Consider the following 15,199-nt stretch of genomic DNA (forward strand, 5'->3'; position numbering starts at 1 on the left):
GGATGTTGCCGTAGAGATTGATATCGAGGGTACACCTTCATGATGACTTTTAACAAAATCCATGTCTTTTCCAACCGACAAGGTAGCGAGTTCACAAAAGAGAAACCAACGCCATCACAAGCCGAACAGGAAGCAAAACGCCAGGCTCTTCTTGTCGCGGTACAAAAGAACGGTGGTCTTAACGTTTCAGAATGTCACCAGCGTTGAGCGTCTTCACTGCGCTGTTCGCAATAACAGGCGAAGTCAAACACATTCAACACCTTCTTACCTGACGGGTTTACCTGACTCTTTTTTGTTCGGGTAACCCGCCTCTTCTGAACTATATGCTTACCTCCCTTAATGATTCTCAGCTATGATTTCGTCATAATAAAGGGATATTGAGAAGACAAGGGATTTTAATATGTTCAACCGGCTGTTATCCGTCGTTATTTTCTGTCTGCTGTCGATGCCCGCACTGGGGCAAGAAAAATATTCTGAAGAAAGCATTTACGACAAACCACTGATGGAACGCTATGTTCTTGATGAACTTAAAGCCCTGCGTCAGGATCAGCAGGACCTGGAAAGACGGTTAACAATCGAGATCACCGATCGGGAACTGGCCGTTGCCGATAAGTCGATGAACTATGCCAATGTCACCGTTACCTACTTCTTCTACCTCATCGCCGGTGCGGCTTCCCTGTTCGCCCTGATAGGCTGGCAATCACTGAAAGAAATCAAAGAGAAAACGAAACAGGCCGCCGATCAGCAACTGGAAGAAATCGCCAACCAATATGAGAAGAAATTTCAGTTACTTGAGCGTGATTTGAAACGCAAAACCCGGATTATTGCCCAAAACAACAAAGAAATTGAAACCATCAATGAAATCCATAATCTCTGGCTACGATCCCAAAGCATGCAATCTCCGGAGCAGAAAATTGAGGTTTATGACGATATTCTGAAAATCCGTCCGGGAGATCTCGAAGCCCTAACTTATAAAGCCGATGCCGCAATGGAAATCAAGGAGTTTAACTGGGCACTCAGCATCTGTAACCGAGTGCTAGATCTTGATCCGCAAAATGCACACGCGCTTTATCAACGCGCCTGTGCCTACGCGCGTCTCGGCCTAGAAGAGCAAGCCCTTTTTGACCTTGAGCAGGCCATTATCGGCAGCGGATCATTTAAAGAGTTAGCAAGGGACGAAAAAGATTTTGAATCCTTGCAAGGCAGCGAACGATTTGAAGCAATGCTTGCCTTTACTGATTAGAAGCTCTCACCACAAGTGATACCAGACTGGGTAGTAATCAGCACAAACGATAGGATTATTGTCCAGTTTGGTATTACAGCATTAGCACTTTCTCCTTCGCTCCTGTAAGCTAGCCTCCCCCTGCCTCAGTGAGGCAGATCACGTATATCCAATATCCTGATAAAGAGATAATTCCAAATCCAACACTTCAGGTCCTCTGGTAATGCCGGCAACATTTCAGAGTGAATGCGAACGTATCGCAATTGGTATTGTTTTAATCTTAACTGAGACTATCTTATGAGTTTTGCCTCTTTGGGCTTATGTACCCCAATCCTAGAAGCTGTAGCCAACCAGGGCTATGAGAAACCCTCGCCGATTCAGGCCCAAGCCATTCCAGCCGTACTTGAAGGCAAGGATGTCATGGCAGCAGCACAGACAGGAACAGGCAAAACAGCAGGCTTTACCCTGCCAATCCTTGAGCGTTTATCTAAAGGGCCGATTGTACGTTCCAATCAGGTACGTGCACTTATCCTGACACCAACCCGCGAACTGGCCGCACAGGTCGGTGAGAATGTCGCAACTTACTCCAAGAGACTGCCACTAAGCTCGGCAGTCGTATTTGGCGGAGTGAAGATCAACCCGCAAATGATGCGCATGCGTAAAGGTGCCGACGTACTGGTTGCTACACCGGGCCGTCTGCTGGATCTTTACAACCAGAATGCCGTTAAGTTTAACCAGCTTGAAGTGCTGGTATTGGACGAAGCAGACCGCATGCTGGACATGGGTTTCATTCGCGATATCAAGAAGATTCTGGCACTCCTGCCAAAGCAACGCCAGAACCTGCTGTTCTCAGCCACCTTCTCAGATGAAATCCGTGAGCTGGCTAAAGGTCTGGTTAACGATCCGGTTGAGATCTCAGTTACGCCACGCAACACTACCGCCAAAACTGTTAAACAGTGGATTCACCCTGTCGACAAGAAGAAAAAGCCGGCTGTGCTGACCAAACTGATCCAAGACAACAAATGGAAACAGGCGCTGGTCTTTACTCGCACTAAACATGGCGCAAACCGCCTGACGGCCTATTTGGAAGCGCGTGATATCACAGCAGCAGCCATTCACGGTAACAAGAGTCAGGGTGCCAGAACCAAAGCACTGGCTAATTTCAAAAGCGGTGAAGTTCGAATTTTGGTTGCAACAGATATCGCAGCCCGCGGTATCGATATCGATCAACTGCCTCAGGTTGTAAACTTTGACCTGCCAAATGTTGCTGAAGATTATGTTCACCGTATTGGCCGTACCGGTCGCGCCGGTGCCGAGGGCCAGGCAATTTCCCTGGTTTGTGCCGATGAGTTCAAAGAGCTGACCGATATCGAACGCCTGACGCAACAAATTCTGCCACGCGAAGACGTGTTTGGTTTTGTTCCGACCAATAAGCTGCCAGAGCCATTGCCTCTGCGTCCGCTGAAAGCGAAGAAGCCTAAAAAGCCCAAGAAACCTAAAGCTGAGAAAGTGAATAACCAGCCTGATGGAAGTAACGGTAATAAACCACAAGGTAACAAACAAAAGAGCAATCAGGCAGGCAATCAAAAGGCAAAATCCCGACGCTCATCAGGTAACAACAAACCTGCAGGAAAGCCGAGCTACAAATCTGATGCTAAACCAACCGGTAAGCCAGCAGGCAAACCAAAAGGTCGAGCATCCGGTAAGCCTCAAGGGAAAAAACCTCAAAGCCAAAAGCCTCAGGGTAACAAAGCCCGTAACGGCAAGCCTTCCGGCACTGCTAAACAGCGGTAAAATATCATCACAGAAAATGCTTTAGCTCTGTGATCATAAACAAAACCTACCCAAAGGCAGGCATATATAATGCCTGCCTTATTTGATTCTTGGATTATTAAATATGGTTTCAGGAAAACGCCTATTACTTCCTTTTATCGGCCTGCTCAGTACACCGCTGATGGCTACAACGTTTGATGACCTGGCTACTCTTCCTGCGTCTGATATTCAAGTGATCGACTGTCGCTCCAGCAACCACTACAACGGCTGGCCCGAAGGTTCAGCAACCATTGGTGGTCACTATCCGGGGGCTATCAACTTCGATTCTGACTGGTTAAGCACCTTACGTCCGCCACATCTGGAACATTTGCTGCAGCACAAAGGTGTTAAGTTTGATAAAAAAACCTTCCTTTACTGCGGGCCGGAAAAAGCTAAGGTACTCAATGAACAGCTTCACTCCATTGGTATGGACAACGTTGCGGTAATTACGCAAAAGATTAGTGATTACAAAGGTGAAATTGAACGCCTACCTAAATTCCAGAAGCTGGTTTCACCGGAATGGTTAGAGCAGGTTATTAACGGCGAAAACACCCTCTACGCCCCTGAAAAAGGCTTTAAAGTTGTCGAAGTTGCCTGGGGACCACCGACTAAGTACCTGGCTGCCCACATTCCTGGAGCTTTGTACCTCAATACTAACGATATTGAATCTGAGCCATGGTGGAACCGGGTTGATGACAAAAAGCTGGCCGAAGTCATCAAAAACCTGGGTATCAGCTACGATACCACCGTTATTTTTTATGGCCGGGATAATACAGCAGCAGCTCGTGCAGCCAACATTATGATGTATGCAGGAGTTGAAGATGTACGCCTGCTAAACGGCGGCTGGAAGTCGTGGGTTAACGCCGGCTATATCACCGAACCGATGCTGAACTCAGCATCAGCAAATGTTGAATTTGGCCGCCCTATCCCATCACGCCCGGACCTGATCATTGATGTACCGGAGGCCAAAAACATCCTGGCCGATCCTAAACACAAATCTCTGGTCAGCATTCGCACATGGGATGAGTACATCGGCAAAACTAGCGGCTATAAGTACATCAAACCCAAAGGCCGTATTACCGGTTCCAAGTGGGGCCATGCAGGCTCGGATGCCTATCACCTGGAAGACTTCCGTAACCCGGATGACACCATGCTTAGTGCAGACTCTATTGAAGCCTTCTGGAAAGAGTGGGGAATTGAAAAATCCCATCAGGCTTCTTTCTATTGCGGCACCGGATGGCGTGCATCTGAGGTGTTTTTCTATGCTTATGTAATGGGCTGGGAAAACATCAGCGTCTTCGACGGCGGCTGGTTTGAGTGGAGCGGCGACCCTACCAACCCAACCTCGACTGGCGAAATTAAGCCATCGAAATAACCGCAGATACAACAAGAGCCATCAAAAATGATGGCTCTTTTATATGGCCACATTTTACATAGCAGCATTCAGTTCAGCTAACCGAGTTATAGCGAATAATTAAGGGTCAACGGAAAGATGTAATCGCCTCGTCATAAGATATTCGCTTACCAAACAAACGAAATTCTGCAGACTGGTCAAAACTGATTTTCAAATTAGTATTATCAGTTCGAAGAATCATATGAAGTCTTCTGCGCGAATTCAGATATTCAGTCACCTCCCGGGAAAGGCAACGCACAATCTCATCCAGCATTGATTTCACTGCTAAACCATTTTCTATCCGCAACATGATGCCATCAATAATCATTCCCTCAATCTTACCCCATGGACAAGGCGCAAACTGAGGTTGATTGTCTGTTGCCAGCTCAGCTTCAGGAATTAATTTACAGCAACGGGCAAAAGGAAAGTGGATGTCATAAACAACCTCTCCTGTATCCTGCCTGCGATAAATTTGCCTTACAAACCCTTTGCAAACAAACAACTGCTTAATCCAGTCCGGCTGATTTGCATGACAATCCGTGAAATAGACCAAATCGCCGACAGCAAACTGTGAACAGCCATCATCAGCACTTATTAACGGCACTCTTCCATCGCTAAGAAGTGGGCGGCGTATCATCCTGGTTCTCATCGTCATGGCTATTTCATAAGATTTTTTTGCATGGTCAAAACGATTCGGTCGAACGTCTCAATGTCTTCATGACTCAAGCCTTCTTTCATCTTTTGTGCAACCACAGCTTCTTCCTGAATCACTTTTTCCAGCAATTCAGTCCCTTCATCTGTCAGCTTAATCAGTTTACTGCGCTTATCTTCAGGATTGGGGAGCAATTCTATCCAGCCTCTTTTAGCCATATCTCTAATAACCAGAGATATCTGCGACTTGTCTCGATCCAAACCCTGTACAATTAAATTCGCAGTGCAATTTCCCACTTCATTAATGTAGCGAATACACTGAATATGCATAGCATTAAGGTTTAACGCCTTGGCCCCAACCGCGGTTTTCATCTTTGCACGATAACGCTGCATCAAATCAAACAAATATCTTGAAGTCATATCAACCATTCACGCCACCAAACCCGCTTAACCATAATTTTATTAAGTACGATATTCTCAGGCACATGGTTGATATTGTCAACCATGTGTGTAATACAAAGGTGAAACAAAGCCTCACCTAGCTCCATTCAATCGTTTGATTAAATTGCATAGGTCTGATTCAGATAACGCAAAATATCTTTCGATTCAAACAAATCAATACCTGTATTGGGGTCCATTAAATATGGCACCTGGACTTTTCCGTGTAATTTGAAAAAGTCATCCCGCTTGGTATCAGGCATTGGCTTATAAGGCAAAACCGTCCAGCGGAAGTTGGCCGGTCCCATATCCGAAAATTGTTGTTTGCCCAAGTTAATCAAAATATAAGTCAACTCAAGTTCACACAAGCACTCCCGGACGAGACGGGAAAAAGGGCTAGATTCAAAGCTGTATAGAATTAAAGGAAGCGCTGGCTGTTTCGATGCCCGCGCTTTAATGCCAGAACCCAAACGTACTCCTGTTGCCAGGTTTGAAGTCAGGTATTGCTGAAGTTTACAAACAAACCTTGAGGGAAGGTCTACCCCTTTATATTGTTTGAAAAGATAACCAGAAATATCTTCAGCGCCTTCCAACGCACATTGGTTCTCAGAATCAATAAGTATTGGCAGCCTGTTTTTACTGAATGCGGTATGAAACTTTTCAGTATTTTTTCCGCCAGAAGGACAAGGAGCAATGATCACATTTAAATTCAGTTCCGTCAGCACTTCCCGAACGAGCCGGCACTCCGGATCACCTTCCTGATCAAACAAAATCATCATTTGCTCTGGCTGCTTTTCAACTTTGCTCGCCACAGTTCCATTCCATAACCTGCAACTGGAAGCCAGCGTTGATGATGCAATATCAATCCAATAGTTCATCCTTTTAACCTGTTCTCTGACAAGATCCAAAGTTAAGAGTAAATAAATCTCAATAACATTAATGAGTCCTGTGTTGAAAATTGGATAAAAGCTATTTTCATACCTTACGATTAGTGATCGTTGAAAAGAAATTAAAAAAAATCACCATAAAGGGTGTTTTTAGTGAGAAGACTCTAATCCTGATTCATATGATGTATATAACAAAGCAAGTAAGACAATCTAAAGTAAGACGACCTAACAATTAAGTCTACAAAGCGAAAGGAATGTAGTTATGGGCATTATTAAACTATCAGCTGACAATATTCTGAAAGATAAAAAGTTGCATAACATCTGGTTAGCAGGTCTTGGTGCCTACGCAAAAAGCACAGAAGAAGTTAACCAGTTATCAGAAAAAAGCAAAACCCTGTTCGATGAGTTAGTCGAAAAAGGCCGCGCTATTGAGTCAAACACAAAAGAGCGTCTACACACTGAACAAAGCCACGCTTCTGTTGCTATAGAAGAACGCGTTCAGATGACAATCCAAAAGTTTGTTGGTCTGGATAACGAGCGACTAGACAATATCGATGACAAAATTGATCAGCTAACACAAAACATTGAAATGCTTGTTGCTAAAAAGCAAGAACAAGCAAAACCTGAAGAGAAAGAAGAAAAAGCTGAATAAGCAGAACTGAAAACCCTTCATCTTTTCAAATAATAAGGCCGCAGTCGCGGCCTTATTATTTTTTGTACATATTATTGCTGCAGCAGAATTAACTAAACGCCGATTCCAATGCCTCTTTAGACTGTTCAAAAGCGATTGTTAAATCTTCGGCATTAAGATGATCAATTGAACCTTCTTTCGCTGATTTTTCAAAATCCAGACATACTTTATGCAAACGAGTCAGTCCCATGGTTCCCGCTGCACCTTTAAGTGTATGTGCTTGCTTAGATACTTCACTCAGTTGACCAGCGCGAACTGCTTCCATCAATTTATCCAAAGTTTGAGATGAAGAATCAATAAACAGGCCAATCAGTTTAGTGACCTGAGCTTCACCTAATACCTGCAAATCGCTACCCAGCACGGTTTCATCTAAAACCGGACACTCTGTTTGTTCTGTCATCTCAACCCTCTCCAACTCTTCTTGATTAATATTGTTTTGTGTCTCGTCACTGACAACCGTACCATCAACCACAACGCGTTTTTCTCCAGCCAGTATGCTGCCAATCGTTTCAACCAACTGTTTCTCAACCAAAGGCTTCGGCAGGAATCCAGCAAACCCCTCGGCCAGATAACTTTCAACTTCCTCGCTAAATACATGCGCGGAGAATGCCACCATTGGTGTAGGCTCAAATCGGCCCTCTTTCAGGTTCGAACTTTCAATATGACGTAGACGATGAAGCAGAGTCACTCCATCCGTATCTGGCAGGTTAATATCCAGCAATGCCAAATCAAATACCTGTTTACTGTAAGCCTGTTCTGCCTGTTCACCATCTTCAGCAATCACCACACTATGGCCCAGTCGTTTCAGGAAACCTTCCGCCACCATACTGTTTACCGGATTATCTTCCACCAGCAGAATATGCGCCGGTGCCACTTTTTCCGCAGCACTTTCCACAACATGAGAAAGCTTGCCAGGAGCCAGACTCAGGGTGAACCAAAAACAACTGCCGACATCAAGCGTTGAGTGGACACCGATTTCCCCGTCCATCGCTTCAATAATGCGCTTACTAATCGCAAGCCCAAGGCCGGTTCCACCAATTGCCTGACGGCCTTCAAACGACTGTTTGAAAGCATCAAACATCGTCTGCTGCTCATCTTGTGCGATCCCAGAACCGGTATCTTCAACTTCAAACAGCAGATCACCTTTAACCATCGGATCCGGACGAACGATAATCGTCACTTCACCTTCTTCAGTAAATTTAATCGCATTACTTACCAGGTTAACCAGCACCTGACGGATCCGTGTTGCATCACCTACCCAGATGTCATTCAAGCCAGGTTCAATGTCACAAACGAGCTTGATATGTTTCGCCAATGCCCGATTTTCAAGCATGTCATAAACATCTTTTACCAGCTCAGACAAAGAGAAGTCTCTCGGACGGATATCAAGGTGTCCGGCTTCAATTTTCGAGTAATCGAGAATGTCATTAAGAATGTCCAGCAACGACTCACCGCTGCGGTTAATTACATCCAGGTACCGAGCCTGAACCTTATTTAGTCCGGTATCAGCAAGCAGTGAAGCTGTACCCAGCACCCCATTCATCGGGGTACGAATTTCATGGCTCATAGTTGCCAGGAAAGCTGATTTCGCGCGGTTGGCTTTCTCTGCCTCAGCCCGTGCTTCTGCGTGGTTTTTCACTTCTTCATTCAGCTTGGCATTGGCTTTTTTCAGTTCACTGGTTCGCTGAGCAACCAGACGCTCCAGGCTGGTCTTATGCTGTTGAAGTTCAAAACGGATCTTCGACTCAACCTGAGCCAGACGATGACGTTCATAAGCAGTATCACGGGCAACCATGATAGCCCGTCCCATTTGTGCCAGTTCATCATCACCTTTGATAGTCAGGCGAATTTCCAAATCGCCCCTTGCCAGCGACATCAGTGCTTTACTGTATTCATTGATCCGGCTGATCACGCGGGCATAAACGTAGCGCCACATGATCAGAACCAGTACCAGCATCCCCATAGCCGAAATGCCAATCAGACTGTTACGGGCTACAGTCAGAGTTTCATCAACTTTAGTTACCGCCTGTTGAGTACCTTCATTTGCCGCGGTGATGATGTCACTCACGGTCTGGTTAAGTTGCTGAAACAACACCAGGTTCTGCTGCTCCATTCGCTCAACATCTTTCTTGGCGTAGAGCAGTTGTTCCTGAGTGCCAAACAATACTCCACCGCGTTTAAGAGTTTTTGTCAGATCCAACAACTGTTCTGAACGACTCGGATCCTCAACTGATTTGACTCGGTGATGCATCACCGATACCGCATGGGTATAACGGGTTCTTAATCTGGAAAGCGCCTTGATACTGTCGATCTGGTTGGAATCATCCAGCATATTCAGCACCTGAAGAGACAGAAAGCGAAGTTCGAACAGACGCTCAGTCAGGTCCATATCCACTTCCACAAGACTGTCGAGCGCCTTAAATACCGCGGAAGTGTTTCCGTCATCAACCAAATCATAAATACGGGATACGTTAGCAATCGCGATGGTATTAGCATTAGAAACCTGTGACTGGGAAAGGGAGTCAATCTGCAACGTGGCATAAGAAAGCTCATCAGTCAGCATATTCACCTGACTTTGCAGGTCGATTTTACGGCCAACCAACAATCCCAGCATTGCAAGGTTATCGACGATGCTTTTTACGTCATCCTCCAGCTTGGTCATCAGCTTGGGATCAAACGAATATTGCTCCAGCTCTCGCAGGCTCGCTTTCAGCCCTTCGATGTGAATAGTCAGAGCTTTTCCCTGCCTTTCCCTCTCCTGCTTGTCATTTGACTTCGCCAGTACCTGAGCGGTGAAAATAATTCGGGTACTTAAGTCAGAAAGTTCACGTGCTTCAGCCAATGCCGGCACTGCCGAATTAATCACCGTCCGCTCTGTTTTGGCGACCAAAGAAAAGCCAGCGACACCAATAACCGCTGCAATAATCATCAAAGCAGCCATCATTGAGAAAGCGATCAGCAATTTTTTACCAATCCCGATTGGAGTGAATGTCATACAGGAGAACCACAACAGGAAAAATTAAGGTTTAACCACACAAAATAAAACATTACTATTTTGCCAGTGAAGACGGTCCAGATGCTAATAATCATGAATAAAATGCGGATTTTTTCCTTTTTCTTACTCTTTTTCTCTTTTCAGCCAGCGTTTGCAGCTGAAATTATCACCCATAAACCGCCATTTTCTAATGAGCGGCAATCTAAGGTGATCAAATACCAGCCGCTGAAAAAGGCTGCCAAAGCATGGAAAATCTGTGCCGTCTACCCACACCTGAAAGATTCATACTGGATTTCGATCAATTATGGAATGGTCGAGCACGCCAAGCAGCTGGGTATCAACCTGAAAGTGCTGGAAGCCGGTGGTTACCCAAATCTGGATAAACAGCAGACCCAAATCCAGGACTGTCAGCAATGGGGAGCTGATGCGATTATTCTCGGTACTGTTGACAGTGTCGCCTACAACGGGATTCTTTCCCAGCTGACCGGCAACATTCCGGTATTCGCGACCATTAATGATATCGATATGAAAGATAAAGATATCCGTGAAAGTGTTTATGCCAGAGTTGGCGTTGACTGGTATGACATGGGTCGGGCTGCCGGTGAATTTTTGGCGAAACGCCACCCAAAAGGCAGCGGCAAAGTTGATATTGCATGGCTGCCTGGCCCGTCACAACGCGGCGGAACCAAGCCTGTAACCCAGGGCTTCCTTGACGCAACCAAAAACAGCGATATTAATATCATCACGACACTTTGGGCAGACAACAGTAAAGAGCTTCAGCGTAACCTGATCCAGCAATTGTTTGCCGACAGACAGCACTTAAATTACATCGTCGGTGGTGCCGTGGCGGCCGAAGTAGCGATTAGTGAACTACGTGCCAACCACAAGCTGAAAGAGATCAAAGTTGTCTCAACCTACCTCAGTCATGGCGTTTACCGAGGATTGCGCCGAGGACGTATCCTGTTTGCTCCAACTGATAAAATGGCTCAGCAGGCAATGCTCTCGCTTGATCAGGCGGTACGTTTTCTGGAGAAAAAACCGATGGAGCGTGATATTTCACCCAAGATTGAATGGCTGACTCCAAAGCATTTACCTGCATCTGTCATTGCCGATTCACTGTCACCGGCTGAATTCAGACCGGCATTCAGTGTCTATAATCATGAAGTGCAGCGCTGATAGTTACTTAATCTGTGTCTATTGACATAAATGTGAAGTAATTCACCATCAGAATATAACTAACTACTCATTAATGTTAGCCACCTTTGATTTCAAAGCCTTGCGTTGTACATATCAAACCGGCTTTGCTATTAATGTGTGCCATTTTTTTCGTTAGTCATATACTGACTGGAGCCCTGGATGGACGTAACAACCCGTACCATGCAAGCCAGCAAGCACATTGCGCTGGTAGCACATGACAATTGCAAATCAGACCTTCTGCGCTGGGTAGGCGAGCATAAAGACAAGCTGGCCAACCACACGCTGTATGCCACCGGCACAACCGGTCATATTATCGCTAAAGAGACAGGTCTTACCGTCAACTGCATGTTAAGCGGCCCTATGGGTGGTGACCAGCAACTTGGTGCACTCATCGCCGAAGGCAAAATCGATATGATGATCTTCTTCTGGGATCCTCTGAATGCAGTACCACACGACCCGGATGTAAAAGCCCTTCTACGTATTTCTGCAGTATGGAACGTTCCTGTAGCAACTAACCGTGCCAGTGCTAACTTCATGATTTCTTCGCCAAAACTAAGTGAAGAAGTTGAAATAGAAATCCCGGATTACCAAGGCTATCTGGATGAGCGCCTTGATTAATATTTCAATCCTTTGATTCTCATAAGCCCTCTGCGCAGAGGGCTTTTTCATTTTTAAGCTCAGCCTCGTTTCTCATCGTCATTCTCATCACCAGCCTCTCAACATAATGAATTTAGGTTTATCTTTATAAAACTGTCATATTTCTTATTCCCGCGGTGATCTATGAAGGCATGGAAACTGACTAAACCTGAAGGGCTCAACAAGCTGAAGCTAGCCAGAGCTGTAAAACCAAAGCCTGCCAGTGATGAGGTCTGTATTCATGTTGCCGCAGCAGGGCTTAACCCGATGGATTACAAGCTGGCATCCTGGGGATACGCAACCTGGGAGTACCCGCATATTATCGGGCTGGATATCGCTGGAGTGGTTTCAAGCGTCGGAAAAGAAGTCTCTCACCTCAACCCCGGCGATCGGGTTTTCTGTTTTGCCGATCCCCGTAAAGCCGGCGGCTTTGCACACTATGCAACAGTCAAAGCCAATCTCCTCAGCCGAATTCCGGACAGTGTCAGCTTTGAGCAGGCAGCCGCCCTGCCCTGTGCCGGATACAGTGCCTGGCTGGCAGTTCACGATAAGCTGGATATTCAACCGGGTCAGCACATAGCTATAACCGGAGCCGGAGGTGGCGTCGGAGGGTTTGCCGTTCAACTGGCAAGAATGGCGGGAGCACATGTGTATGCCATAGCCGAACAGCGTCACCGTCATCGATTACTCAACTACGGCGCTGAGGCGGTCATCGATCCGACACAAGATAATGTCGCCATGCGGATTATCAATCTGACCGAAGATCACCTGCTGCATGCCGTCATTGACTGCGTATCGGCAAAGTCCGGCAGCATAATGAGCACACTGATTCGTTATAACGGCGAAATTGTCATGATAGCCGACCAGTTCAACCAAGTGCCGCTACTGGCAACTACTAAAGCTATCAGCATGCATGAAGTGGCCTTGCACGGAACTTATGCCCATGGTGCCCCCGAAGATGTCCATCACCTTGCAGACATTGGCAATACGCTAACCAGCCTAGTCGCAGAAGGAAAATTGGATCCTATGATTCAAGAGGTACTGCCCTTCGACAAACTGGCCGAAGGGCTAAAGAAATTGCAACGCCAGAAACACAGCGGAAAACTGGTCGTCAGTACAGGGCAGTTATAGTTTCGAAACTATCTCTGATATCGTTATTTCGCGGCTTTTACCCGCTTGATTTTATTAAATACCGAATATTTTTCATCAATCAACTCATTGACGAAAGGTGAGGTTTTTTCCGGTTCAGCACACACCCACACATGCTTTCTTGCTCGTGTCAGCGCGACATAGAAAAGGCGGCGCTCTTCTGCATCGGCGAAAGCCTCATTTCTTGCCTGAAGACATGCTGCCAGCCCGGTCTCACGATCCGGAGCCGGGAATACTCCCCGATTAACATCCAGAATGAACACGTAATCTGCTTCACGACCTTTGCTGGCATGACAGGTCATAAATTTCAAATCAAACTGAGGCCATTGCTTCTGCCAGGCTTTCAGCTTTTCCGGAGACTGGTTGTTATTGCGCCCCAACAGCAAGACAGATGTCTGCTCACTATTCTTGGAAGCCAGTTGAACCAATTCCTGCTCCAACAGATCCTGACACAGTAATGTCACGGCTTTTCGCTTCTGCTTCTTAAAGCTAGATAAGTCTTTCTGCAGTTGCTGCGGGTTCTGCTGAATAAATCGGTTAGCCACTTCACCAATCATGTTATTAAAGCGATAAGTGGTGTTCAGTTGCGTGACATGACTTGCTCCGAAGCGTTGCTCAAAGCCAGTAGTCAAGTTGACATCAGCACCGGCAAAACGGTAAATCGCCTGCCAGTCGTCACCAACCGCAAACAAAGTCGGGCGTTCCCGCTCCGACTGTTCTCGATCGACATTACATAAGGCTTCAATCAGGGCTAAGCGGTGAGGTGAAATATCCTGATACTCATCGACCATAATAAATCGCCACTCAGGTACAAATTTACCCTTGCCGACATACTCAGTCGCTTTTTGGATCATGGAGTTGAAGTCGATCTGCTTATTGTTTTTCAGATGCTGCTGATAAGCACGATAGCATGGCCACAGCAAAGCCAACTCACTTTTCATTCGTGCAGTTGAATGGCTACCGCTCTCTTCAATGGCTTTGCTTAAATCAGATTTACTCGCACCGCGCTGGCCAAGTAATTCAATATGCCGCCAGACCCAGGCAGCCAGCTGCTCGCTTCGGGCCTGCTTTTCCATTGAATTATCAGCTTTGAACCCGGGGATACGCCACTGTGTCAGGTGCTTCTGCCACCTTTTAGCCGAAGCATCATGCTGCCATTGCTCGGTCAATAACTCTGCAATCCAGTCGGCACGCGCTTTATCATCAAGAGCCAGAGGGGTGACGTTCGGCACCTCACCTTCTACAGCCTTAATGATCTGAGTCCCCAAGCTGTGGAAAGTTGCCACTTTAATTCTGTCACTAACTTTCTGCCCAAGACGCTCAGCCATTTCTTCTGCAGCTTTACGCCCGAATGCCAGCATCAGGATTTCTTCCGGCTGAGCCTGCTGGTTAGCCACCAGATACCCGGCACGAGCAACCAAAACACTGGTTTTACCGGTTCCGGCTCCGGCCAGTACCAGGTTGTGATCCTGATTAATAAGTACAGATTCTCGCTGAGATTCATTCAGCGGAGAAGATTCAAATGAATCAAACCATGATGACCATTTCTCTGATTGATTGTGAAGCCACTGCTTATTGCTGTTCGCCACCCAGTCAGCATTAGCTTCGTCGTCCAACCATGGATCCAATTTTTCAAATGCCATCGGGCGGAAAGAAGCAGCCAGTTCATAAGTCAGGCCGGTTGAAGAAAGTGACTGCTCAAGAAACTGCGTCAGCTCATGATGTTCGGAGTGACGTAAATAGATCGACTGACCGACGAAATCGTCTATGCGATTCAGCATTTCAGGTAAAGCCAGATCGAGCTTTTCAACCCGACCCTGAGCCCAATTACGATAAGCGTCCAGAAGAAACCCGGCAAATTGCTTGCATTGTTCCCATGGCAGGCCATGAACCGTCCAGCAATATTCCTGATCAGAAGAAGTGATTTCCAGACTTCCCCATACTACTCCGCGATGAACAGTAATTGCTCCGTCCCAATCATCGAATGGTATCTCTTCTGTTCCAGTATAACTGTCAAGAATCAGGCAGTTCTCACCCAGTTCGATACTGCAAAAATCCCCCTGAACTAACCATTGTGCTAGCCAACCAGCTGTCAAACGCATGCCGTCACCAAAGCTTCCTCATTAAC

General features: G+C 46.3%; 13 protein-coding genes. 8 read left to right on the forward strand and 5 right to left on the reverse strand.

The annotated features are described in order from the left end of the window. Positions 1-39 precede the first annotated feature (39 nt). From C942_RS25120 to C942_RS15015, 4 genes are all read left to right on the forward strand, one after another. Positions 40-207, forward strand: a complete 168-nt coding sequence (locus tag C942_RS25120; RefSeq protein ID WP_007467081.1) for a hypothetical protein — start codon at positions 40-42, stop codon at positions 205-207. Positions 208-400: 193 nt separating this feature from the next. Next, positions 401-1,243, forward strand: coding sequence for a TPR end-of-group domain-containing protein (locus tag C942_RS15005; protein WP_007467083.1), 843 nt, complete (start codon positions 401-403; stop codon positions 1,241-1,243). A gap of 276 nt (positions 1,244-1,519) precedes the next feature. Beyond that, a complete protein-coding gene (locus tag C942_RS15010; protein ID WP_007467085.1) occupies positions 1,520-3,016 on the forward strand; it encodes a DEAD/DEAH box helicase in 1,497 nt (498 codons plus the stop codon). Positions 3,017-3,119: 103 nt separating this feature from the next. Continuing rightward, complete coding sequence (locus C942_RS15015; RefSeq protein ID WP_007467088.1) at positions 3,120-4,409, forward strand: rhodanese-like domain-containing protein; 1,290 nt, start codon at positions 3,120-3,122, stop codon at positions 4,407-4,409. A 106-nt stretch (positions 4,410-4,515) separates the two neighbouring features. Here the strand turns inward: C942_RS15015 and C942_RS15020 are convergent, their stop codons facing one another. The 3 genes from C942_RS15020 to C942_RS15030 form a co-directional block, all read right to left on the reverse strand. After that, positions 4,516-5,064: a hypothetical protein gene (locus C942_RS15020; RefSeq protein WP_157372634.1), complete on the reverse strand. Its 549-nt coding sequence runs from the start codon at positions 5,062-5,064 to the stop codon at positions 4,516-4,518. Positions 5,065-5,084: 20 nt separating this feature from the next. Further along, complete coding sequence (locus C942_RS15025; protein ID WP_007467092.1) at positions 5,085-5,507, reverse strand: MarR family winged helix-turn-helix transcriptional regulator; 423 nt, start codon at positions 5,505-5,507, stop codon at positions 5,085-5,087. 131 nt (positions 5,508-5,638) lie between these two features. Beyond that, positions 5,639-6,394: a glutathione S-transferase N-terminal domain-containing protein gene (locus C942_RS15030; RefSeq protein ID WP_007467096.1), complete on the reverse strand. Its 756-nt coding sequence runs from the start codon at positions 6,392-6,394 to the stop codon at positions 5,639-5,641. Between the two features lie 271 nt (positions 6,395-6,665). Here C942_RS15030 and C942_RS15035 point away from each other — a divergent pair, with 271 nt between their 5' ends. Further along, positions 6,666-7,055 carry a phasin-related domain-containing protein gene (locus C942_RS15035; protein ID WP_051035829.1) on the forward strand — a complete coding sequence of 130 codons (390 nt, stop codon included), beginning with the start codon at positions 6,666-6,668 and terminating at the stop codon, positions 7,053-7,055. Positions 7,056-7,143: 88 nt separating this feature from the next. On the opposite strand, the gene torS is transcribed toward C942_RS15035, so the two are convergent. Next, entirely contained in the window at positions 7,144-10,089 is a 2,946-nt protein-coding gene (torS, locus tag C942_RS15040; RefSeq protein ID WP_007467098.1) for a TMAO reductase system sensor histidine kinase/response regulator TorS, read from the reverse strand. A gap of 102 nt (positions 10,090-10,191) precedes the next feature. On the opposite strand from torS, the gene torT reads away from it, so the two are divergent. The 3 genes from torT (at position 10,192) to C942_RS15055 (ending at position 13,053) form a co-directional block, all read left to right on the forward strand. After that, complete coding sequence (gene torT / locus C942_RS15045) at positions 10,192-11,265, forward strand: TMAO reductase system periplasmic protein TorT (RefSeq protein WP_036800365.1); 1,074 nt, start codon at positions 10,192-10,194, stop codon at positions 11,263-11,265. Positions 11,266-11,445: 180 nt separating this feature from the next. Continuing rightward, a complete protein-coding gene (locus C942_RS15050; protein ID WP_007467102.1) occupies positions 11,446-11,904 on the forward strand; it encodes a methylglyoxal synthase in 459 nt (152 codons plus the stop codon). Positions 11,905-12,066: 162 nt separating this feature from the next. Continuing rightward, complete coding sequence (locus C942_RS15055; RefSeq protein ID WP_007467104.1) at positions 12,067-13,053, forward strand: alcohol dehydrogenase catalytic domain-containing protein; 987 nt, start codon at positions 12,067-12,069, stop codon at positions 13,051-13,053. A gap of 23 nt (positions 13,054-13,076) precedes the next feature. Here C942_RS15055 and helD read toward each other — a convergent pair whose 3' ends face one another. After that, on the reverse strand, positions 13,077-15,173 hold the full coding sequence (gene helD, locus C942_RS15060; RefSeq protein WP_007467106.1) for a DNA helicase IV: 2,097 nt from the start codon (positions 15,171-15,173) through the stop codon (positions 13,077-13,079). Between the last annotated feature and the right edge of the window lie 26 nt (positions 15,174-15,199).

This window comes from Photobacterium marinum, assembly GCF_000331515.1.
In the GTDB taxonomy this organism is placed as follows: domain Bacteria; phylum Pseudomonadota; class Gammaproteobacteria; order Enterobacterales; family Vibrionaceae; genus Photobacterium; species Photobacterium marinum.